The following is an 18,431-nucleotide window of genomic DNA, read 5'->3' on the forward strand; positions in this document are numbered from 1 at the left end:
CGAAGGCCCCCGTCCGGCAGGGCGGGGGCCTTCGCGTCGCGGGCGGGTGGTGGTCACTCCCAGCGGAAGAAGCGGGCCGCCGCGGCCAGGCCGAGGACGGCCCAGCCGGTCAGGATGCCGAGGTCGGCCCAGGGCACGCCGGCGCCGGTCTGCAGGACCGAGCGCAGACCGTCCGACAGTGCGGCGATCGGGGTCAGTTCCAGCACCGACTGAACGGCGGACGGGAACTTCGACAGCGGGACGATCACGCCGCCGGCCAGCAGCAGCAGGACGAAGACCAGGTTGGCGGCGGCCAGCGTGGCCTCCGCCTTGAGGGTGCCGGCCATCAGCAGGCCGAGGCCGGAGAAGGCGGCGGTGCCCAGCACCAGCAGGGCGAGGACGGTCAGGGGGTTGCCCTGGGGGGACCAGCCGAGGGCGAGCGCGATCACGCTCAGCAGCGCGACCTGGAGTGCCTCGGTGACCAGCACGCAGCCGGTCTTGGCGGTGAGCAGGGCCCAGCGGGGGAGCGGGCTGGCGCCCAGGCGCTTGAGCACGCCGTAGCGGCGCTCGAAGCCGGTGGCGATGGCCTGCCCGGTGAAGGCGGTGGACAGCACGGCCAGCGCCAGCAGGCCGGGGGCCAGGAAGTCGACGCGCTTGCCGGGGCCCTCGACGGTGACGATGTCGACGGCGGAGAACAGCACGAGCAGCACCGTCGGGATGATCACCGTCAGCAGCAGCTGCTCGCCGTTGCGCAGCAGCATCCTGGTCTCGAACGCGGTCTGCGCGAGCAGCATCCGGCCCACGGGGGCGGCGCCCGGCCGCGGGGAGTAGTCCACGGAGGTCATGAGCGGAGCTCCCGTCCGGTCAGGTCGAGGAAGACGTCCTCAAGGCTGCGGCGCTGCACGGCGAGCCGCTCGGGGAGGATGCCGGTGGCCGCGCACCAGCCGGTGACGGTGGCCAGCAGCCGCGGGTCGACCGGGGCCTCGACGCGGTAGCTGCCGGGGGCGGTCTCGGTGGCGGCGGCCCCCTCGGGCAGCTCCTTGAGCAGGGTGCTGAGGTCGAGGCCGGGCGGGCCGTCGAAGCGCAGCGAGGATTCCGCGCCGCCGCGGCAGAGCTCCTCGGGGGTGCCCTCGGCGATCACGCGGCCGCGGTCGACGACGGCGACCCGGTCGGCGAGCTGTTCGGCCTCGTCCATGTGGTGGGTGGTGACGACCACCGTGACGCCGTCGCGGCGCAGGTCGCGGACCAGCTCCCAGGTGGCGCGGCGGGCCTGCGGGTCGAGGCCGGCGGTGGGCTCGTCCAGGAAGACCAGCTCGGGGCGGCCGACCACGGCCATCGCCAGGGCGAGCCGCTGCTGCTGGCCGCCGGAGAGCCGGCGGTACGTGGTGCGGCCGCAGGAGCCGAGGCCGAGGCGCTCGACCAGGGCGTCCACGTCGAGCGGGTGGGCGTGCAGTTTGGCGGTGTGCCGGAGCATTTCGACGGCGCGCGCTCCCGCGTACACGCCGCCGGACTGCAGCATCACCCCGATCCGCGGGCGGAGCTCGGCGCCCTGGGTGACCGGGTCGAGGCCGAGGACCCGGACGGTGCCGGCGTCGGGGCGGCGGTAGCCCTCGCAGGTCTCGATGGTGGTGGTCTTGCCGGCGCCGTTGGGGCCGAGCACGGCGGTGACGGCGCCGCGCGCGAGGGTGAGGTCGAGACCGTCCACCGCCGTCTTGGTGCCGTAGCGCTTGACCAGCCCGGTGACCCGGACCGCGGGTTCGGAGTGCATACCGGCGAGTCTAAGAGGAGCGAACACGGCGGCCGGCCGGGAGGCCGGGCCGGGCCGCCGGTCGCGGCGGACGGGGCACGGCGGAGGGCGGGATTCCGGATCGGCGGACCCCGGGGAGCCGGGCCCGGACCGGCGGCGGTGAGCGGCGGAACGGCACCCTCGTGATCGTTTCCGCAGGTCAGGTAAGGCTTACCTGCGTGACAGATGACACGAGTGAGGCCTGCATCACGGGTTGTCCCTTCGGAAGGAATTACGCAACAATCGTGTTGTGAAAAACATGCGCGAGCACCCCACGCAGCAGGAGGCCGAGTCGGCCCCCGGCTGCGCCGTGCCCGCGACGGCGACCGAGGTGCTGCTCGACGGTCACCGGGCGACCCGGGACCGGGTCGCCCGCTCGATCCTCGACCACGGCCCCTCCTCCGCCGCCGACCTGGCGAACCGGCTCGGTCTGTCGACCGCCGCCGTCCGGCGCCACCTGGACGGCCTCGCCGCCGCGGGGCTGGTCGACGCCCGCGAGCAGCGGGTCTACGGCAGCCGCGGCCGGGGGCGCCCGGCCAAGGTCTTCGCCCTCACCGAATCCGGTCGGGACGCCTTCTACCAGGCGTACGACCAGCTCGCGGCCGACGCGCTGCGCTGGATCTCCGACGCGGTGGGCGGCGGCGCCGCGGGCGAGGAGGCGGTCGCCGCCTTCGCCCGCGCCCGGTTCGGCAAGCAGGGCGAGAAGTACCTGGACGCCCTGCGCGAGGCCGCCGCCGGTGAGCGCACCGAGGCACTGGCCCGGGCGCTGAGCGCCGACGGGTACGCTGCCACGGTGCGGCGGGTTCCGTCGGCCGCGGCGAAAGCCCCGGCGGGCGCCCAGCTCTGCCAGCACCACTGCCCGGTCGCGCACATCGCCGAGCAGTTCCCGCAGCTCTGCGAGGCGGAGACCGAGGTCTTCTCCCAACTGCTGGGCACCCATGTGCAACGGCTGGCCACCATCGCCCACGGCGACGGGGTCTGCACCACCTATGTGCCGGCACCCGGTGCCGCATCGTCGCCCTCCCTGCGCAGCACGGGTCCGGGTTCCGGTGCGGTGCCGACTGCCGGTACGTCCACCGAAGATTCAGCCTCCGCGCGTTAGGAAGCTCGCATGACTGACACCGTTTCGCACCCGGAGCTCGAAGGCCTGGGCACCTACGAGTACGGCTGGGCGGACCCGGATGCCGCCGGTGCCGCCGCCAAGCGCGGGCTCAGCGAGGACGTCGTCCGCGACATCTCGGCGAAGAAGAACGAGTCCGAGTGGATGCTGAACCTCCGCCTCAAGGGCCTCAAGCTGTTCGGCAAGAAGCCCATGCCCACCTGGGGCTCGGACCTCACCGGCATCGACTTCGACAACATCAAGTACTTCGTCCGTTCGACCGAGAAGCAGGCCGAGTCCTGGGAGGACCTGCCCGCCGACATCAAGGCGACGTACGACCGGCTCGGCATCCCGGAGGCGGAGAAGCAGCGCCTGGTCGCCGGTGTCGCCGCGCAGTACGAGTCCGAGGTCGTCTACCACCAGATCCGCGAGGACCTGGAGGAGCAGGGCGTCATCTTCCTGGACACCGACACCGCGCTCCGGGAGCACCCGGAGATCTTCAAGGAGTACTTCGGCACCGTCATCCCGGCCGGCGACAACAAGTTCGCCGCGCTGAACACGGCCGTGTGGTCGGGCGGGTCCTTCATCTACGTGCCGAAGGGTGTCCACGTCGACATCCCGCTGCAGGCCTACTTCCGGATCAACACCGAGAACATGGGCCAGTTCGAGCGGACGCTGATCATCGTCGACGAGGACGCCTACGTCCACTACGTCGAGGGCTGCACCGCGCCGATCTACTCCTCGGACTCGCTGCACTCCGCGGTCGTGGAGATCATCGTCAAGAAGGGCGGCCGCTGCCGCTACACGACCATCCAGAACTGGTCGAACAACGTCTACAACCTGGTCACCAAGCGCGCCGTGGCGTACGAGGGCGCGACCATGGAGTGGGTCGACGGCAACATCGGTTCCAAGGTCACCATGAAGTACCCGGCCGTCTACCTGATGGGCGAGCACGCCAAGGGCGAGACCCTGTCGATCGCCTTCGCCGGTGAGGGCCAGCACCAGGACGCCGGCGCCAAGATGGTCCACATGGCGCCGAACACCTCCTCCAACATCGTCTCCAAGTCGGTGGCGCGGGGCGGCGGCCGCACCTCCTACCGCGGTCTGATCGAGATCGGCGAGGGCTCCAAGGGCGCCAAGTCCAACGTGCTCTGCGACGCGCTGCTGGTCGACACCATCTCCCGCTCGGACACCTACCCGTACGTGGACGTCCGCGAGGACGACGTGTCGATGGGCCACGAGGCGACCGTCTCCAAGGTCAGCGAGGACCAGCTCTTCTACCTGATGAGCCGGGGCATGACCGAGTTCGAGGCGATGGCGATGATCGTCCGCGGTTTCGTCGAGCCGATCGCGCGCGAGCTGCCGATGGAGTACGCGCTGGAGCTGAACCGGCTGATCGAGCTGCAGATGGAGGGCTCCGTCGGCTGACGTACGGCCGCACGCAGTCCAGTCCGCAATCTTAGGAAGAGAGCACCACGACAGCCATGGCTGACGTCAACACCCCCACCGGCTCCACCACCGCCGGTTCGATCGAGGTCGGCACCGCCGGGGCGGGCGCGCAGCTCGCCGGCCCCGGCACCGGCCGCGCCACCGTCCAGCAGCCGATCGACGCCCGCGTCGCCGTCAAGCCCTCCTTCGAGGTCGGCGACTTCCCGGTGCCGACCGGCCGCGAGGAGGACTGGCGGTTCACCCCGATGCACCGTCTGAACGGCCTGCACGACGGCAGCGCCGCCGAGGCGGAGAAGGGCACCGACAAGGTCGAGCTGAGCCTCCCGGACGGCGTCACCGCCGAGACCGTCGGCCGCGACGACGCCCGGCTGGGCAAGGCCGGCAAGCCGGTCGACCGGGTCGCCGCCCAGGCGTTCAGCGCCTTCGAGCAGGCGCTCGTGGTCACCGTCCCCAAGGAGACGGTGCTCACCGAGCCGGTGAAGATCGACGTGCACGGCGAGGGCGGCACCCGCTTCGCCCACGTGGTGATCGACGTCAAGCCGTTCGCCGAGGCCGTCGTGGTGATCAACCACACCGGCACGGGCACCCGCGCGGCCAACGTCGAGCTGCTGCTGGGTGACGGCGCCAAGCTGACCTTCGTCTCCGTCCAGGACTGGGACCGCGACGCGGTGCACGCCGCCCAGCAGACCGCCCTGGTCGGCCGGGACGCCTCGCTGAAGTCCGTCGTGGTCACCTTCGGCGGCGACGTGGTCCGCATCCACCCGCGGGTCTCCTACGCGGCGCCCGGTGGCGAGGCCGAGCTGTTCGGCCTCTACTTCGCCGACGCCGGCCAGCACCTGGAGCACCGTCTGGTCATCGACCACGACACCCCGCACTGCCGCTCCAACGTCGTCTACAAGGGCGCGCTGCAGGGCCAGGACGCGCACGCCGTCTGGGTCGGCGACGTGCTGATCCGCGCGGCCGCCGAGGGCACCGACACCTACGAGCTCAACCGCAACCTGGTGCTGACCGACGGCGCCCGGGTCGACTCGATCCCCAACCTGGAGATCGAGACCGGCGAGATCGTCGGCGCCGGCCACGCCTCCGCGACCGGCCGCTTCGACGACGAGCAGCTCTTCTACCTGCAGGCCCGCGGCATCCCGGCCGACGAGGCCCGCCGCCTGGTGGTGCGCGGCTTCTTCGCCGAACTGGTCCAGCAGATCGGCGTCGCCGAGATCCAGGAGCAGCTCATGGAGAAGATCGAGGCCGAGCTGGAAGCGGCGGTCTGAGGCCGATGAGTTTTCTCCGTGCCTGCGCGCTGAGCGAGCTCCAGGAGGACGTGCCCCGGCGCGTCGACCTCAACGGTGTGCCCGTCTCCGTCGTCCGGACCGACGAGGGGGTGTTCGCGATCAACGACACCTGCTCGCACGCGAACGTCTCGCTCGCCGAGGGCGAGGTCGAGGACTGCATGATCGAGTGCTGGCTGCACGGCTCCAGCTTCGACCTGCGCACCGGCAAGCCCTCCGGACTGCCCGCCACCAAGCCGGTCGCTGTCTACCCCGTAAAGATCGAAGGGGACGATGTGCTCGTCTCCGTCAACCAGGAGTCCTGAGTACATATGGCAACCCTTGAAATCCGCGACCTGCACGTCTCCGTCGAGGCGGAGAACGGCCCCCGGGAGATCCTGAAGGGCGTCGACCTGACCGTGAAGCAGGGCGAGACCCACGCGATCATGGGTCCGAACGGCTCCGGCAAGTCCACCCTGGCGTACTCGCTGGCGGGTCACCCCAAGTACACCGTCACCGGTGGCTCGGTGCTGCTGGACGGCGAGGACGTCCTGGAGATGTCCGTCGACGAGCGCGCCCGCGCCGGCGTCTTCCTGGCCATGCAGTACCCGGTCGAGGTCCCGGGCGTCTCGGTGTCCAACTTCCTGCGCACCGCCGCCACCGCCACCCGTGGCGAGGCCCCGAAGCTGCGGCTCTGGGTCAAGGAGGTCAAGGAGGCGATGGCGGCCCTCCAGATGGACCCGGCCTTCGCCGAGCGCAACGTCAACGAGGGCTTCTCCGGCGGTGAGAAGAAGCGCCACGAGATCCTGCAGCTGGAGCTCCTCAAGCCGAAGATCGCGATCCTCGACGAGACCGACTCCGGTCTGGACGTCGACGCGCTGCGGGTCGTCTCCGAGGGCATCAACCGGGTCCGCTCGACCGGCGAGGTCGGCACCCTGCTGGTGACCCACTACACCCGCATCCTGCGGTACATCAAGCCCGACTACGTCCACGTCTTCGCGGCCGGCCGCATCGTCGAGTCCGGCGGCGCCGAGCTGGCCGACAAGCTGGAGGAAGAGGGCTACGAGTCCTACGTGAAGGGTGGCGCTTCCGAGTGATCCATACTCCCGAGACGAGTGGCCCGGCCACGGGCCTGCGGGGTCTGCTCGACACCGACGCGATCCGCAAGGACTTCCCCGTCCTGCAGCGCCTGCTGCACGACGACAAGCCCCTGGTCTACCTGGACAACGCCGCGACCTCGCAGAAGCCGCGCCAGGTGCTGGAGGCGCTGAACGCCTACTACGAGCGGCACAACGCCAACGTGCACCGCGGCGTGCACGTGCTGGCCGAGGAGGCCACGGCGCTGTACGAGGGGGCCCGGGACAAGGTCGCGGCCTTCGTCAACGCGCCGAGCCGCAACGAGGTGGTCTTCACCAAGAACGCCTCGGAGTCGCTCAACCTGGTCGCCAACATGCTGACCTGGGCGGACGAGCCGTACCGGGTGGACGCCGACTCCGAGATCGTCATCACGGAGATGGAGCACCACTCCAACATCGTCCCGTGGCAGCTGCTCTCGCAGCGCACCGGCGCGAAGCTGAAGTGGTTCGGGCTGACCGACGAGGGCCGGCTCGACCTGTCGAACATCGACGAGCTGATCACCGAGAAGACCAAGGTGGTCTCGTTCACCCTGGTCTCCAACCTGCTCGGCACCGTGAACCCGGTCGAGGCCATCGTCCGCCGGGCCCAGGCCGTCGGCGCGCTGGTCGTCATCGACGCCTCGCAGGCCGCGCCGCACATGGTGCTGGACGTGCAGGCGCTGGAGGCCGACTTCGTCGCCTTCACCGGTCACAAGATGCTGGCTCCCACCGGCATCGGCGTGCTCTGGGGCCGCCAGGAGCTGCTGGAGGACCTTCCGCCGTTCCTCGGCGGCGGCGAGATGATCGAGACCGTCACCATGGGCTCGTCCACCTACGCCCCGGCACCGCACAAGTTCGAGGCCGGCACCCCGCCGATCGCCCAGGCGGTCGGGCTCGGCGCGGCCATCGACTACCTGTCGAACATCGGCATGGAGCGGATCGCCGCGCACGAGCACGCCATCACCGCCTACGCGGTCGAGCGGCTGCTGGAGGTCCCGGACCTGCGGATCATCGGTCCGCGCACGGCCGTGGACCGGGGCGCCGCGATCTCGTTCACGCTGGGTGACATCCACCCGCACGACGTGGGCCAGGTGCTGGACGAGCAGGGCATCGCCGTGCGGGTCGGCCACCACTGCGCGCGGCCGGTCTGCCTGCGGTACGGAATTCCGGCGACCACGCGGGCGTCGTTCTACCTGTACTCGACGCCCGGTGAGGTCGACGCCCTGATCGACGGCCTGCACCACGTCCGGAACTTCTTCGGCTGACGGGACGGCCCACGACATGAAGCTCGACTCGATGTACCAGGACATCATCCTGGACCACTACCGCAACCCGCACGGCAAGGGGCTGCGGGACGGCGACGCCGAGGTGCACCACGTCAACCCGACCTGCGGGGACGAGATCACCCTGCGGGTGCGGCTCGACGGTGCCACGGTCGTGGACGTCTCGTACGAGTCGCAGGGCTGTTCCATCAGCCAGGCCAGCGCCTCGGTGCTGAACGACCTGGTGGTCGGCAAGACCGTGGGCGAGGCGCAGGTCGTCCAGGAGGCCTTCCTGGAGCTGATGCAGAGCAAGGGTCAGGGCGAGGGCGACGAGGAGGTGCTGGAGGACGCGGTCGCGTTCGCCGGCGTCTCCAAGTACCCGGCCCGGGTCAAGTGCGCGCTGCTCAGCTGGATGGCCTGGAAGGACGCCACCGCCAAGGCCCTGGCCGAGCAGCCCGCCGTCAACGACCTGAACGACTGAAGCAGAAGAGGAGGACAGACCATGAGTGACAGTGACATCGCGACGCCCGCCCCTTCCGCCTCGGAGGGGCCGACCGTCATCGTCGGCACCACCGCCGGAACCGTCTCCGTCGAGGACCTGACCGAGGCCCTGATGGACGTCGTCGACCCCGAGCTGGGCATCGACGTCGTCAACCTGGGCCTGATCTACGGCATCCACATCGACGAGTCCGACGTGGCCACCATCGACATGACGCTCACCTCGGCGGCCTGCCCGCTGACCGACGTCATCGAGGACCAGGCCAGGACCGCGACCGACGGTCTCGTCCAGGACCTGCGGATCAACTGGGTCTGGATGCCGCCGTGGGGCCCGGACAAGATCACCGACGACGGTCGCGACCAGCTCCGCGCCCTCGGCTTCAACGTCTGACCGACGGGCCTTCGTCAACCCACTGCCGCGCGAGTCTCTCCTCCGGGGGAAGTATTCGCGCGGCAGTGGTATATCTGCGAGCGGGCGGCCACGCTGGTGCCGCGACCGCGAAGGGAGCGACGGGATGGCTGTGGAAGCGGTCGGACACTGGACGTTGCCCGACTCGCCGTACGCCATGTGGGTCCGGGGCGAGCTCGACGAGTACCTGCGGATCCCTGACGACGGCACACGGGTCGAGGTGATCGGAGGGGAGTTCGTCGTGTCACCGGCGCCTGTTTACCTTCACGCGGGGATTCTCGCGGACATCCAGGACGCGGTGCGCTATGCACGGGTGGCGGATGCGGCATTCTCCTGGCGGGCCGTGCAGGCCGTGAATCTGGACTTGGTCGACATCGGCGACGGTTACATCCCGGACATGGTCGTCCTCCACAAGGACACCGATGCCAAGCTCCGGGCGGAGGACGCGCTCCATCTCCAGCCGCAGGATCTGGATCTGGTGATCGAGGTGACATCCTCCTCCAACGCGCACAACGACCGCCGTCCCGTTCTCGGCCGACGGCTCAAGCCCACCAAGTGGAGCGGGTACGCGCGGACCGGGGTGCCCTACCACCTGCTGGTGGAGCGTGACCCGCGGCAGCCCGGCATCACGCTGTTCGGTGAGCCGGACCGCGGTGAGGGGAGCTACCGGGTGCTCGGCGAGTGGAAGTTCGGTGAGCCGGTGCGGCTGCCGGCGCCCTTCGGGTTCGAGATCGTCACGGACACCTGGAAGCCCTGGACCGCATAGCCGCCACCGCGAAAGCCGCCGCCCGGGACGGAGATCCGTCCCGGGCGGCGGCCTTCGGGCCGGTCAGGCAGCCGCGCGCCGGGGCGGGCGGGCCACCGCGAGGGCCAGGCCGACGCAGAGCAGGGCGGCGAGGCCCACGAAGCCGCTGGTGGCCGGGAGCAGGCCGTAGGCCTGGACGAGCGCGCCGACGGCGACGATCGGCAGCGAACTGCCGAGGTACACGATGACCCAGAGGGAGCTGAGTTCGGAGCCCCGGCGCTCCGGGTTCATCGCGGCCACCGCGGTGGTGAACAGCGAGCGGAAGGCGACGCCCTGGCAGGAGCCCCCGAGGACGCTGCCGATGAACAGCAGCGCCGGCGTGCCGGTGTACTGGGCGGTGACGACCAGGCCGAGGCCGGCCGCGAGGCCGGTCATGCCGAGGGCGATGACCAGGCGGTCGGCGGTCGGCGGGACGAGCAACTGGGCGACGGCGGAGGAGCCGAGCAGCAGCGCGGCCACGACGGCGCCGGTCAGCCGGGAGTCGGTGTGCAGCAGCTTGGCGGAGAAGGCCGGGGCCAGGCTGAGGTAGACGCCGAAGACCGCGTAGGAGATGAAGCCGGCGGCCGAGGCCTGCAGGAACTCGCGGCGGCCGGTGGTCGGCAGGGCGAGCCGCTGCGGGCGCAGGTGCGCCGGGGTGGTGATGCGCGGCGGGGAGGCCGGCGGGCGGTCGCGGCCGGGCATCCGGGGGTGGACCAGGGCGAGCGGCACACAGAGCGCGAGCAGGGCGACGGCGTGCAGCAGGAAGGGCGTCAGCAGCGGGTCGGAGCCGCCGGCCAGCAGGGCGCCGACCACCGGGCCGAGTGCCACGCCGCCCGCCGAACAGGCCAGGGTGAGCTTGGCGGCCAGCGTGGGGCGGTCGGGCAGCAGGTCACCGAGGGCGGCCCCGGCGGCCCCGGTGGACAGGCCCACCGCGATGCCCTGGACGGCGCGGCCGAGGGCGAGCTGCCAGAAGCTGTCCGAGGTGGCGAAGACGGCGTCCCCGGCGGCGGCCAGGGTCACGGCGGGCAGGATCAGCGCGCGGCGGCCGAGGTGGTCCGACCAGTGGCCGACCACGGCGAGCACCGGCACCAGCGCGAACACGTACACCGTGAAGAGGATCGTGGTGTCGAGCGCGGTCAGCGAGAGTCGCTGTTGGAGCAGCGGGTAGATCGGCGTGGCCAGGTTGGCACCGATCAGCATGAGGAGGAGGGCGCCGGCGACGAGGCCGACGCGGACACCGCGCAGCGCGTTCCAGCGGCTTATCGCGGCGAGCTGGAGCTGGGCGCGCGGCGCGAGCTCCAGGGGAAGCAGGGCCTCCGACAGTCGGCGTCCGTCGAACTGCGCGGTGCGCAGGCCGGAGCCGGCAGGGGAGAGGTCCGCCATGGCAGGGGTCTCCTGTGGCCGGGCACCACCAAGGTCGGCGGGGTGTGCCGGCACGCCCGTCCGGGGGCGCTGTGGTGGTGGCCTCGGTGCGGGGCTCCCTGGTGGAGCGGGTGAGCATGGGACCCTCCCACCCGGTAGCGGGCGAGGAGGGCGGAGGGGCTTCGTTGCCCGGTGGCCCGTGCGGGGTGTGCGCGGTACCGGTTCGAAGGATAAGGGGTGGGCGCATGGTTGCGGCGCGCGCCCCGGGAGGCCGGGCATCGGGGGTGCCCGGCCTATACGCTGAGGTAGCGGACCGGCACAGGGAGCTGGTCCACGGCGGCCGGAACGGATCGGCCGACCGCTGGCGGTAGGGAGAGCGCACGACAATGGCCGGACGACGTCGTAAGAACGCTGGGGCTTCGTCGGCGGGTGCGCCGGACGAGGGGGCGGTCGGCGCGGTGCTGCCCGCCGACCTGGAGCTGCAGGACCTCTATGGGGCGTTCGCCGCGCACGGGCTGGACGACGAAGACCTGGACGACGCGGCCGTGCTGGTACCGCCGGTGCGGCTGCCGGCCGAGTCCGAGCTGGCCGAGCAGGCGAAGGCCGTGCCGATGTTCGGGTTCGCGTTGAAGCTGGCCCGCTGGGCGGCCCCGCACCGGGAGGTGGACGAGTTCGGCGACCTCACCGGTCCGGACCGTGAGCCGGCCGCCCGGCTGCTCGGCCTCGCGCCGGAGGAGGGCGAGGCGCCGGAGGAGGCCGTGGTCGAGGCGATGCGGGCCTGGTCGCTGGCCTGTGACCTCGACCTCGTCGAGATCGGCACCACCGCCGCCGGCGAGCACGTGGCCATTCCCGGTCCGGATCTGGAGCCGGCCGAGGAGGGGGACGCGGAGACCGTCCTGGAGCTCTGGCTGACCGCCGCCGGGATCGTCCGGGAGCTGGCCGTGGAGGCCGACTCGCTGCCGGAGGAGGAGACCGCCGAGGAGGCGGCCGAGCGGGCGGGGGCCGCCGAGGAGCCGGACGAGGAGGACGAGGAGCGGCTGGCGCGGGTCGAGGAGGCCCGGGAGGAGGCCGCCGAGCTGCTCGACGAGGCGCTCCAGGTGCTCTACGAGACCACCGCCTTCGCCGACCCCGGCGCCGAGACCGTGCCGCTGGGGGTGCTGGCCGCCCTGCTGGTCGTCCCGGAGGGGGAGGAGCCGAGTGAGGAGCTGCTCGGCGACATCACCGACGTGATGGTCGCGCTGGACCCGATGCTGGGTGACCTCGCCGAACTCGGTCTGCTGGACTACCGTCCGATCGACCCGGAGCTGTTCGACGAGGAGGAGGGGCAGGAGCCCGTCGGCGTCGCGGTCGGCGAGGAGCCGCTGGACGAGGAGGAGTCGGCCCGCTTCGGCCTGGTCCGGCTCACCCCGCTCGGCCAGTACGGCATCCGCCAGTGGCTGCTGGAGGACGGCTACGACGCGCCGCTGGTCGGCGAGCTGGCCCAGGGCGACGCCGCCGAGCTGCTCCGCGGGATCTGCGAGGCCGCCAACGTGCTGCCCGACGAGGAACTGCAGGTCTGGGTGACCGGCCGGGAGCCGGTGGAGGCGGCGCGCGAGCTGCTGGCGGCCTCGCGCGGCGATGACGCGTACGCCCCGATGCGCCGGATGCTCAGCGGGCTGGCGCTGGGCATGATCGGCCGGCCCGCCGAGCCCGCCGCCCGGGAGGTGCTGGACGACCCGGAGCTGGGCGGGGCCGCACGGGCCTGGCTGGTCGGAGCCGGCGCCACCGACGTGCCCGCCCCGGAGCGGGGGATGGCGCTGTGGACGGTGGTCGACACCTTCGCCGCCCAGCTGCTCGACACCGGCGGCGACGCCGAACTGCTGCGCGAGCTGATCGCCGACCTGCCGGTGACCGGCAATCCGGCGAGCTACTTCGGCGAGCTCTGGCGGGTCGACCACCCGTACACGGCGGACGTGCTGGAGGCGGTCGGCGAGCTGCACCTGGACCGGACGGTGGCCAAGGAGGCGCGCAAGGCGGCCTTCAAGGCGCGTTCGAAGAGCTGAGGCGGCGGGGGCCGGCGGGGGGCGGGGCGGTGCGCCCGGCCGGTCACGGGAGGTCCAGCGAGCCGTCCTCGGTGAAGGGGAAGAACGGGTTGTGGGCCAGCTCCCAGAGGTGGCCGTCCGGGTCCTCGAAGTAGCCGGAGTAGCCGCCCCAGCTGGTCGCGGCCGGGGGCTTGACCACGGTGGCGCCGGCCTCGACGGCCGTCCTCAGGGCGGCGTCGACCCGCTCGGGCGACTCCAGGTTCACCGCGAGGGTGACACCCCGGAACGACGGCTCGCCGAGTGCGGGGACGCCCGCGTCGGCGGCCAGCTCGTCGCTCGGGAAGAGGCCGAGCACCGAGTCGGCGGTGCGGAACCAGACGATCTCCGGGCTGGAGACCGTGGAACGGCGCCACCCGAGGTCCTCGTAGAAGCGGGCGCTGCGGTCGAGGTCCGTCACCCCGAGGGTGACGATGCTGATGCGGGCCGGAAAGGCCTGGGTTGCGGTCATGCCCGACAGCGTAGGAAGCGGGACTGACAAACAGGTGCCCTGACACGGTGGCACGGGTATCGATCCACTCGGCGGGGCAAAGGAGCTGATGACCCGGCAGGTCGGGCCACGTAGGGTGTCCCGCAGGCTTTGAGGGCGGCGAGGACATGGGGGTGCGGCGCGGGATGACGCGGGAGAGCGGTGGCAGGCAGGACGGTCTCCGGGGGGACGGCGCGCGGTGGATGGACCCGTGCGGACGGGAGGACCGCTTCGCCGACCAGGAGGAGTTCTCCCGCCGCACCCTGGCCGCGGCCGACTTCCCGGTGTACGGCGTCGTGCGGGGCGTGGGCCCGGACGGTGACGCGCTGGCCGCGTTCGAGACCTGTGACGGCCGGCTGTCCTGGGTCGAGGTCTGCTCCGGCGACTGGACCTGTGCCGACGGCCCGTACGTCACCGTGCGCACCTATCGGCCCGGCGCCGACCGGCCCGGCGCGCTGCCCGATCTGGAGGACGTGGTCGAGGACGAGCGCGACCGGGTCTACGAGCAGCTCGGCGTCGACGAGGGCGACGGCCCGGGCCGGGTCCGGGCGCTGCGCGAGTGGATCACCGTCGGCGGCGAGCCGTGCGCGGTGGAGGTCCACGAGGACCTGCGCGACCTCTGGGACCGGCCGGACGCCCCGGTGCCCGGCCTCGGCACCACCTCCGGCGCCGGCCCGGTCTGGGCGGGCCGGTTCCGGGTGGCCGGGCTGACCGTCACCGTCTGCGGGCGCGGAGTGGCGCCGGGCAGCCTCGAACTGGCGCCGATCGAGGACGTCGAGCGGCATCTGCGCGGCCGGACCGCGTTGCTGCGCGGCCTCGCCGCCCGCCGGGCCCGGTACGTCCCGGTCGAGGAGCGCGAACTCGCGCCGTCCGCCGGGCTGGAGGCGCACCGGGCGGTGATCGAGCACTGCATCGCCGAGTCCGCGGCGATCGAGGCGCAGGTCCGGGCCGGCCGGACGCCCCGGTTGCCGCGCGGGCTGCGCGGCGAGACCGGCGCGCTGCGCTGGGAGGCCGCGGTGCGCCGGCAGATGCGGCTCGGCTCGGAGAGCCGCGAGGAGGCGGTCGCGTCGGTGACGGCGATGGTCAACCACCTCAACCGGCTCTCGCGGCAGACCCAGTGGGTGGTCGGCACGGCGGAGGGGGTGGCCGCGGTCGAGGAGGTCATCCGTTACACGGTGTTCGCCAGCGAGGTGGCGAGCCTGCCCGCGCAGCGCGCCTGGGAGCAGCTCTGGCGGGACCGGGCGGCCGGGGCGGGCGACGGCTGGGAGGGGCAGCGGCTCGGCGAGCAGCTCTGGCTCGCGGCCTGGGAGCAGTGGCGGGCGGCCCGCGCGGCCCGGTGAGCGGCGGACGGTGCCGCGGCGCCGCGGCACCGTGACGCGGCACCGTGACGCGGCGCGGTGGCACGGTGTCCTGGCGCGGTGACCTGTGGTACGCATGGCAAAGGGCTGGTCATGCATTCGAATACGGTCGGCAAATGAACACTCTGACGAGGCATCCGCTTCACCGGGCGTTCACCGCGGCGGCGGAGTCTGCTGGCGTCGACGACCTGCCTCGACGCCTCGCACGCCACGCACCGGGCTCCGTCCCGGTCGGCGGCCCACCTCTCAGGAGTGACTCACATGTCGCTGTCCCGCCGGGACTTCGTGAACCGTTCCACCCTCGTCGGGGCCGGTGTCCTGATCGCCGGCAGCGCCGAGGCGCTGGCCAGCGCCCCGGGCGCGATCGCCGCTCCGGTCGGCGGTGAGGTGCAGGACGCCGCGACGGCCGACGCCGAGCGCGCCGCCGTCGGCTACGGCCCGCTGGCCGCCGACCCGGAGAAGCTGCTCGCCCTGCCCAAGGGCTTCAGCTACAAGGTGGTGAACCGGGCCGGCGTCACCAAGCTGCGCACCGGCGAGTTCACCCCCAGCAACCACGACGGCACCTCCGCCTTCGAGGACGAGCGCGGCGGCAACCTGCTGGTCGTCAACCACGAGCTGGGCGGCGCCCGCGCCAACTGGCCCTACCCGGTGCCGCTGACCGAGGGCCACGTCTACGACCCGGGCGCGGCCGGTGGCTGCACCATCGTGCACGCCAAGCGCAACGGCACGGTCGAGCAGTGGGTCGGCATCGCCGGTACCGCCACCAACTGCGCCGGTGGCGTGAGCCCCTGGGGCACCTGGCTGTCCGGTGAGGAGACCGAGGACAAGGCCGGCAAGAACGGCTTCACCAAGGACCACGGCTACATCTTCGAGGTCGACCCGTTCGACGACGACTACAACCGCGACCCGCAGCCCGTGAAGGCCTTCGGCCGTTACGCGCACGAGGCCGTCGTGGTGGACCCGAAGCGCGGTCACGTCTACCTGACCGAGGACGCCTCGAACCCCAACGGACTGCTGTTCCGCTGGACCCCGCCGGCCGGCTTCAAGCACGGCCGCTACCAGCTGCGCAAGCTGGCCGCCGACGCCGGCACGCTGGAGGCCTTCAAGGTCTTCGACGCGCAGGGCAAGTTCATCGACGACCTGTCGCGCGCCACCGAGGTCGGCACCACCTACGGCGTGGACTGGGTCAAGGTCCAGGACCGCGACGCCAAGACGGTCTCGGTCCGCAAGCAGTTCAAGGACGGCGAGGTCACCCGCGCCCGCAAGCTGGAGGGCATGTGGTGGGGTGACGGCGGCTTCTACTTCGTCTCCAGCTTCGCCCGCTCGGAGAGCCCGCTCCAGCACGACGGCCAGGTCTGGTTCTTCAACCCTGTCCGCCGCACCATCACCCTGAAGGTGCTGCTCGGCGTCAACACCGACGTCTGGGGCGACCACGACAACTTCGACGGCCCGGACAACATCACCGTCTCGCCGTACGGCGGCATCGTGATCGCCGAGGACGGCGAGGGTGTCTCGCACCTGTTCGGCGCCACCGAGGACGGGCTGACCTACCCGATCGCCCGCAACGAGCTGAACATCGGCACCGCCGAGAAGCCGGAGTTCAGCGAGTTCACCGGGGTGACCTTCTCGGACGACGGCAAGACCCTGTTCGCCAACATCCAGACCCCGGGCATCCAGCTGGCCATCACCGGCCCCTGGCACCGCCTGAACGAGCACAAGCGCGGTCAGGGCTACGGCGCCTGATCCGGTAGCACCGCGGTGAGGGGAGGGGTTCGCTTCGGCGGGCCCCTTCCCGGCGTCCGGCCACCGGCGCGCGGGCCCGTCCTTCCCGGCCCGGCCGTCCGGCCCGGCCTTCCCGGCGGTCCGGACCACGAGGCTGCTCCCGGACCTACTCCGGCGGCAGTCGCAGCTGGAGCATGGCCAGCAGCCGCTGCTGCGGCTGTGCGAGGTCGACCCCGGTGAGCTGCTCGGCCCGGCGCACCCGGTACCGCAGGGTGTTGGGGTGGATGTGCAGCGCGTCCGCCGCGACCCGGACCTCGCCGAGCGCGTCCAGCCAGGCCAGCACCGACTCCGCGAGCCGGGTGCCGTGCCGGCGGTCGTACGCGGTCAGCGCGGTCAGCCGGGGGTCGCGCAGGCCCGAGCGCTCCTGCAGCAGCGCCAGCATCTCGCTGACCAGGACCTCCGCCTGGACGTCGATCAGGGCCGCGACCTCCAGGTCCACCCCGCCGCGGCCCATGGCGTCCAGGATCCGGTCCGCCTGGGCCCGGGAGTCGGGCACCTGGGCCAGGCCGTCCACCGTCGAGCCGATCGCCGCCCGCAACGGGACACCCAGGTGGTCCCGGGCCGCCTCCACCACCTCCCGCGCCCAGTCGCGGACCGTCGTCATCGGCAGACCGGCCGGCAGCTCCGGCAGCAGCACGTAGACCCGGGACTCGATCGGGGCGAGCAGCGCGCCGCGATGGCGGGCGGCGGTGTGCACCGAGATCAGGCCGGTCACCTCGGCGCGGGTGAGCGCCTCGGTGGTCGGCGCGCTGTACGCCAGCACGGTGGCCGGGCGGCGCAGGTCCAGGCCCAGGTGGGTGGCGAGCGACTGCGGGCCGGTCGAGCCCTCCAGCAGACCGGTGAGCAGCGTGCGGGTCAGCCGGACGTCCGCCGACAGCTCCCGCCGCCGCCGGACCAGCTGCGCCGCCGCCACCCGGGCCGCGCCGACCAGCGCCTGCTCGGCGAGCGGCGCCAGCGGCTGGGCACCCTCCTGCACCCAGATCGTCCCGAGCGGCTGCGCCCCCGTCCGGATGCCGATCGCCAGGCGCCGGCGCAGGCCGAGCTCCGGGTGCGGATCGACCGCGATCGCCGAGTCCGAGGTGCGCAGGTGCTGGAAGATGCCCCACTCGCGGAGCTTCGAGAGGTAGGGCTCGGGGCCCTGCCAGCCGAGGATGGAGAGCCGGCGGAGGTCGTCCACCTCGTCGGAGTCGGAGGACCGGGAGTAGGCGAGCACCCGGCTGGAGGTGTCCTCGATCGAGACGATGCCGTGGGTGAGCACGGCGACGGTCTGGGCGAGCGAGAAGAGGTCGCCCGCGTTGTGCTCGGGGGCGCCCGGGGCGTCCGGGGTGTCCGGCCCGGCGATGATCGCGCGGGCGAGCGAGTCCAGGTGCTCCCAGCGGGTCTCCCGGCGGACGGAGAGCAGGGCCACGCCCGCCTCGGTGGCCGCCTCCCGCAGCGCGTCGGCCTGGCCGGGGCCGTCCAGCTTGACCGCGACGGCGGCGGCGCCGGCCCGGCCGGCCGCGCGCAGGGCCGGGAGCGCGGCCCGGCCCCGTGCGCCGATGGCGAGCACGAGTTCGCCGGGAGCGGCGGTGGGAGGGTCCTCGGGGTCGAGGATCGCGACGTCGCGGACCGGGACGTCCAGCCCCTGGGGGGCGGCCTGGAGCTCGACCAGCGGTTCGCCGAGGGACATCAGCAGTTGACGGAGCGGGAGGCCGGCGGGCTGGGACACCGGCGGCTCCTTCATGCGGACGGACAAC

At 72.4% G+C, this 18,431-nt stretch carries 17 protein-coding genes; 12 read left to right on the forward strand and 5 right to left on the reverse strand.

Going from position 1 to position 18,431, the window contains the following annotated elements; genetic code table 11:
* Positions 1 to 53 precede the first annotated feature (53 nt).
* Together ACIQTO_RS22295 and ACIQTO_RS22300 are read right to left on the reverse strand one after the other, a co-directional pair.
* The gene (locus ACIQTO_RS22295; protein ID WP_402390636.1) at positions 54 to 824 is read right to left on the reverse strand and encodes an ABC transporter permease; all 771 of its coding nucleotides are present in this window, start codon (positions 822 to 824) and stop codon (positions 54 to 56) included.
* Complete coding sequence (locus ACIQTO_RS22300; RefSeq protein ID WP_402390639.1) at positions 821 to 1,747, reverse strand: ABC transporter ATP-binding protein; 927 nt, start codon at positions 1,745 to 1,747, stop codon at positions 821 to 823. Before ACIQTO_RS22300 ends, ACIQTO_RS22295 begins: the two co-directional genes overlap by 4 nt.
* A 277-nt stretch (positions 1,748 to 2,024) precedes the next feature.
* Here ACIQTO_RS22300 and ACIQTO_RS22305 point away from each other — a divergent pair, with 277 nt between their 5' ends.
* The 9 genes from ACIQTO_RS22305 to ACIQTO_RS22345 all read left to right on the forward strand — a co-directional run bounded on the left by ACIQTO_RS22305 (position 2,025) and on the right by ACIQTO_RS22345 (position 9,628).
* Positions 2,025 to 2,867 (forward strand): helix-turn-helix transcriptional regulator, encoded by an 843-nt coding sequence (locus tag ACIQTO_RS22305; protein WP_402390641.1) that lies wholly within the window; start codon positions 2,025 to 2,027, stop codon positions 2,865 to 2,867.
* A 9-nt stretch (positions 2,868 to 2,876) separates the two neighbouring features.
* Complete coding sequence (gene sufB / locus ACIQTO_RS22310) at positions 2,877 to 4,292, forward strand: Fe-S cluster assembly protein SufB (RefSeq protein WP_402390644.1); 1,416 nt, start codon at positions 2,877 to 2,879, stop codon at positions 4,290 to 4,292.
* A 56-nt stretch (positions 4,293 to 4,348) separates the two neighbouring features.
* Entirely contained in the window at positions 4,349 to 5,581 is a 1,233-nt protein-coding gene (sufD, locus tag ACIQTO_RS22315; RefSeq protein ID WP_402390647.1) for a Fe-S cluster assembly protein SufD, read from the forward strand.
* A gap of 5 nt (positions 5,582 to 5,586) precedes the next feature.
* On the forward strand, positions 5,587 to 5,904 hold the full coding sequence (locus ACIQTO_RS22320) for a bifunctional 3-phenylpropionate/cinnamic acid dioxygenase ferredoxin subunit (RefSeq protein ID WP_402390650.1): 318 nt from the start codon (positions 5,587 to 5,589) through the stop codon (positions 5,902 to 5,904).
* 6 nt (positions 5,905 to 5,910) lie between these two features.
* Positions 5,911 to 6,675: a Fe-S cluster assembly ATPase SufC gene (gene sufC / locus ACIQTO_RS22325; RefSeq protein WP_402390652.1), complete on the forward strand. Its 765-nt coding sequence runs from the start codon at positions 5,911 to 5,913 to the stop codon at positions 6,673 to 6,675.
* Positions 6,675 to 7,958, forward strand: coding sequence for a cysteine desulfurase (locus tag ACIQTO_RS22330; RefSeq protein WP_402390743.1), 1,284 nt, complete (start codon positions 6,675 to 6,677; stop codon positions 7,956 to 7,958). Before sufC ends, ACIQTO_RS22330 begins: the two co-directional genes overlap by 1 nt.
* 16 nt (positions 7,959 to 7,974) lie before the next feature.
* Positions 7,975 to 8,436: a Fe-S cluster assembly sulfur transfer protein SufU gene (gene sufU / locus ACIQTO_RS22335; RefSeq protein ID WP_402390655.1), complete on the forward strand. Its 462-nt coding sequence runs from the start codon at positions 7,975 to 7,977 to the stop codon at positions 8,434 to 8,436.
* A 21-nt stretch (positions 8,437 to 8,457) separates the two neighbouring features.
* A complete protein-coding gene (locus ACIQTO_RS22340; protein WP_402390658.1) occupies positions 8,458 to 8,844 on the forward strand; it encodes a metal-sulfur cluster assembly factor in 387 nt (128 codons plus the stop codon).
* A gap of 124 nt (positions 8,845 to 8,968) precedes the next feature.
* Positions 8,969 to 9,628, forward strand: coding sequence for a Uma2 family endonuclease (locus ACIQTO_RS22345; protein ID WP_402390661.1), 660 nt, complete (start codon positions 8,969 to 8,971; stop codon positions 9,626 to 9,628).
* 63 nt (positions 9,629 to 9,691) lie between these two features.
* On the opposite strand, the gene ACIQTO_RS22350 is transcribed toward ACIQTO_RS22345, so the two are convergent.
* Positions 9,692 to 11,029 (reverse strand): MFS transporter, encoded by a 1,338-nt coding sequence (locus ACIQTO_RS22350; protein WP_402390664.1) that lies wholly within the window; start codon positions 11,027 to 11,029, stop codon positions 9,692 to 9,694.
* A gap of 365 nt (positions 11,030 to 11,394) precedes the next feature.
* Between ACIQTO_RS22350 and ACIQTO_RS22355 the strand changes: the two genes are divergently transcribed.
* Entirely contained in the window at positions 11,395 to 13,050 is a 1,656-nt protein-coding gene (locus ACIQTO_RS22355) for a hypothetical protein (RefSeq protein WP_402390666.1), read from the forward strand.
* 43 nt (positions 13,051 to 13,093) lie between these two features.
* Here the strand turns inward: ACIQTO_RS22355 and ACIQTO_RS22360 are convergent, their stop codons facing one another.
* Entirely contained in the window at positions 13,094 to 13,537 is a 444-nt protein-coding gene (locus ACIQTO_RS22360; RefSeq protein WP_402390669.1) for a VOC family protein, read from the reverse strand.
* 221 nt (positions 13,538 to 13,758) lie between these two features.
* Between ACIQTO_RS22360 and ACIQTO_RS22365 the strand changes: the two genes are divergently transcribed.
* Together ACIQTO_RS22365 and ACIQTO_RS22370 are read left to right on the forward strand one after the other, a co-directional pair.
* Complete coding sequence (locus tag ACIQTO_RS22365; protein WP_402390672.1) at positions 13,759 to 14,895, forward strand: hypothetical protein; 1,137 nt, start codon at positions 13,759 to 13,761, stop codon at positions 14,893 to 14,895.
* Between the two features lie 279 nt (positions 14,896 to 15,174).
* Positions 15,175 to 16,656 (forward strand): alkaline phosphatase PhoX, encoded by a 1,482-nt coding sequence (locus ACIQTO_RS22370; RefSeq protein ID WP_402390674.1) that lies wholly within the window; start codon positions 15,175 to 15,177, stop codon positions 16,654 to 16,656.
* Positions 16,657 to 16,801: 145 nt separating this feature from the next.
* Here the strand turns inward: ACIQTO_RS22370 and ACIQTO_RS22375 are convergent, their stop codons facing one another.
* The gene (locus ACIQTO_RS22375) at positions 16,802 to 18,403 is read right to left on the reverse strand and encodes a PucR family transcriptional regulator (RefSeq protein ID WP_402390678.1); all 1,602 of its coding nucleotides are present in this window, start codon (positions 18,401 to 18,403) and stop codon (positions 16,802 to 16,804) included.
* Positions 18,404 to 18,431: the final 28 nt, after the last annotated feature.

The organism is Kitasatospora sp. NPDC091207, assembly GCF_044768625.1.
In the GTDB taxonomy this organism is placed as follows: domain Bacteria; phylum Actinomycetota; class Actinomycetes; order Streptomycetales; family Streptomycetaceae; genus Kitasatospora.

Bases quoted from the DNA above. Each gene is read 5' to 3' on its own strand.
- ACIQTO_RS22340 (WP_402390658.1), top strand. From the start codon at position 8,458: ATGAGTGACAGTGACATCGCGACGCCCGCCCCTTCCGCCTCGGAGGGG.
- ACIQTO_RS22295 (WP_402390636.1), bottom strand. From the start codon at position 824: ATGACCTCCGTGGACTACTCCCCGCGGCCGGGCGCCGCCCCCGTGGGC.
- ACIQTO_RS22350 (WP_402390664.1), bottom strand. From the start codon at position 11,029: ATGGCGGACCTCTCCCCTGCCGGCTCCGGCCTGCGCACCGCGCAGTTC.
- ACIQTO_RS22365 (WP_402390672.1), top strand. From the start codon at position 13,759: ATGGACCCGTGCGGACGGGAGGACCGCTTCGCCGACCAGGAGGAGTTC.
- ACIQTO_RS22300 (WP_402390639.1), bottom strand. From the start codon at position 1,747: ATGCACTCCGAACCCGCGGTCCGGGTCACCGGGCTGGTCAAGCGCTAC.
- ACIQTO_RS22360 (WP_402390669.1), bottom strand. From the start codon at position 13,537: ATGACCGCAACCCAGGCCTTTCCGGCCCGCATCAGCATCGTCACCCTC.
- sufU (WP_402390655.1), top strand. From the start codon at position 7,975: ATGAAGCTCGACTCGATGTACCAGGACATCATCCTGGACCACTACCGC.
- ACIQTO_RS22355 (WP_402390666.1), top strand. From the start codon at position 11,395: ATGGCCGGACGACGTCGTAAGAACGCTGGGGCTTCGTCGGCGGGTGCG.
- ACIQTO_RS22305 (WP_402390641.1), top strand. From the start codon at position 2,025: ATGCGCGAGCACCCCACGCAGCAGGAGGCCGAGTCGGCCCCCGGCTGC.
- sufD (WP_402390647.1), top strand. From the start codon at position 4,349: ATGGCTGACGTCAACACCCCCACCGGCTCCACCACCGCCGGTTCGATC.
- ACIQTO_RS22345 (WP_402390661.1), top strand. From the start codon at position 8,969: ATGGCTGTGGAAGCGGTCGGACACTGGACGTTGCCCGACTCGCCGTAC.
- ACIQTO_RS22320 (WP_402390650.1), top strand. From the start codon at position 5,587: ATGAGTTTTCTCCGTGCCTGCGCGCTGAGCGAGCTCCAGGAGGACGTG.
- sufB (WP_402390644.1), top strand. From the start codon at position 2,877: ATGACTGACACCGTTTCGCACCCGGAGCTCGAAGGCCTGGGCACCTAC.
- ACIQTO_RS22370 (WP_402390674.1), top strand. From the start codon at position 15,175: ATGTCGCTGTCCCGCCGGGACTTCGTGAACCGTTCCACCCTCGTCGGG.
- sufC (WP_402390652.1), top strand. From the start codon at position 5,911: ATGGCAACCCTTGAAATCCGCGACCTGCACGTCTCCGTCGAGGCGGAG.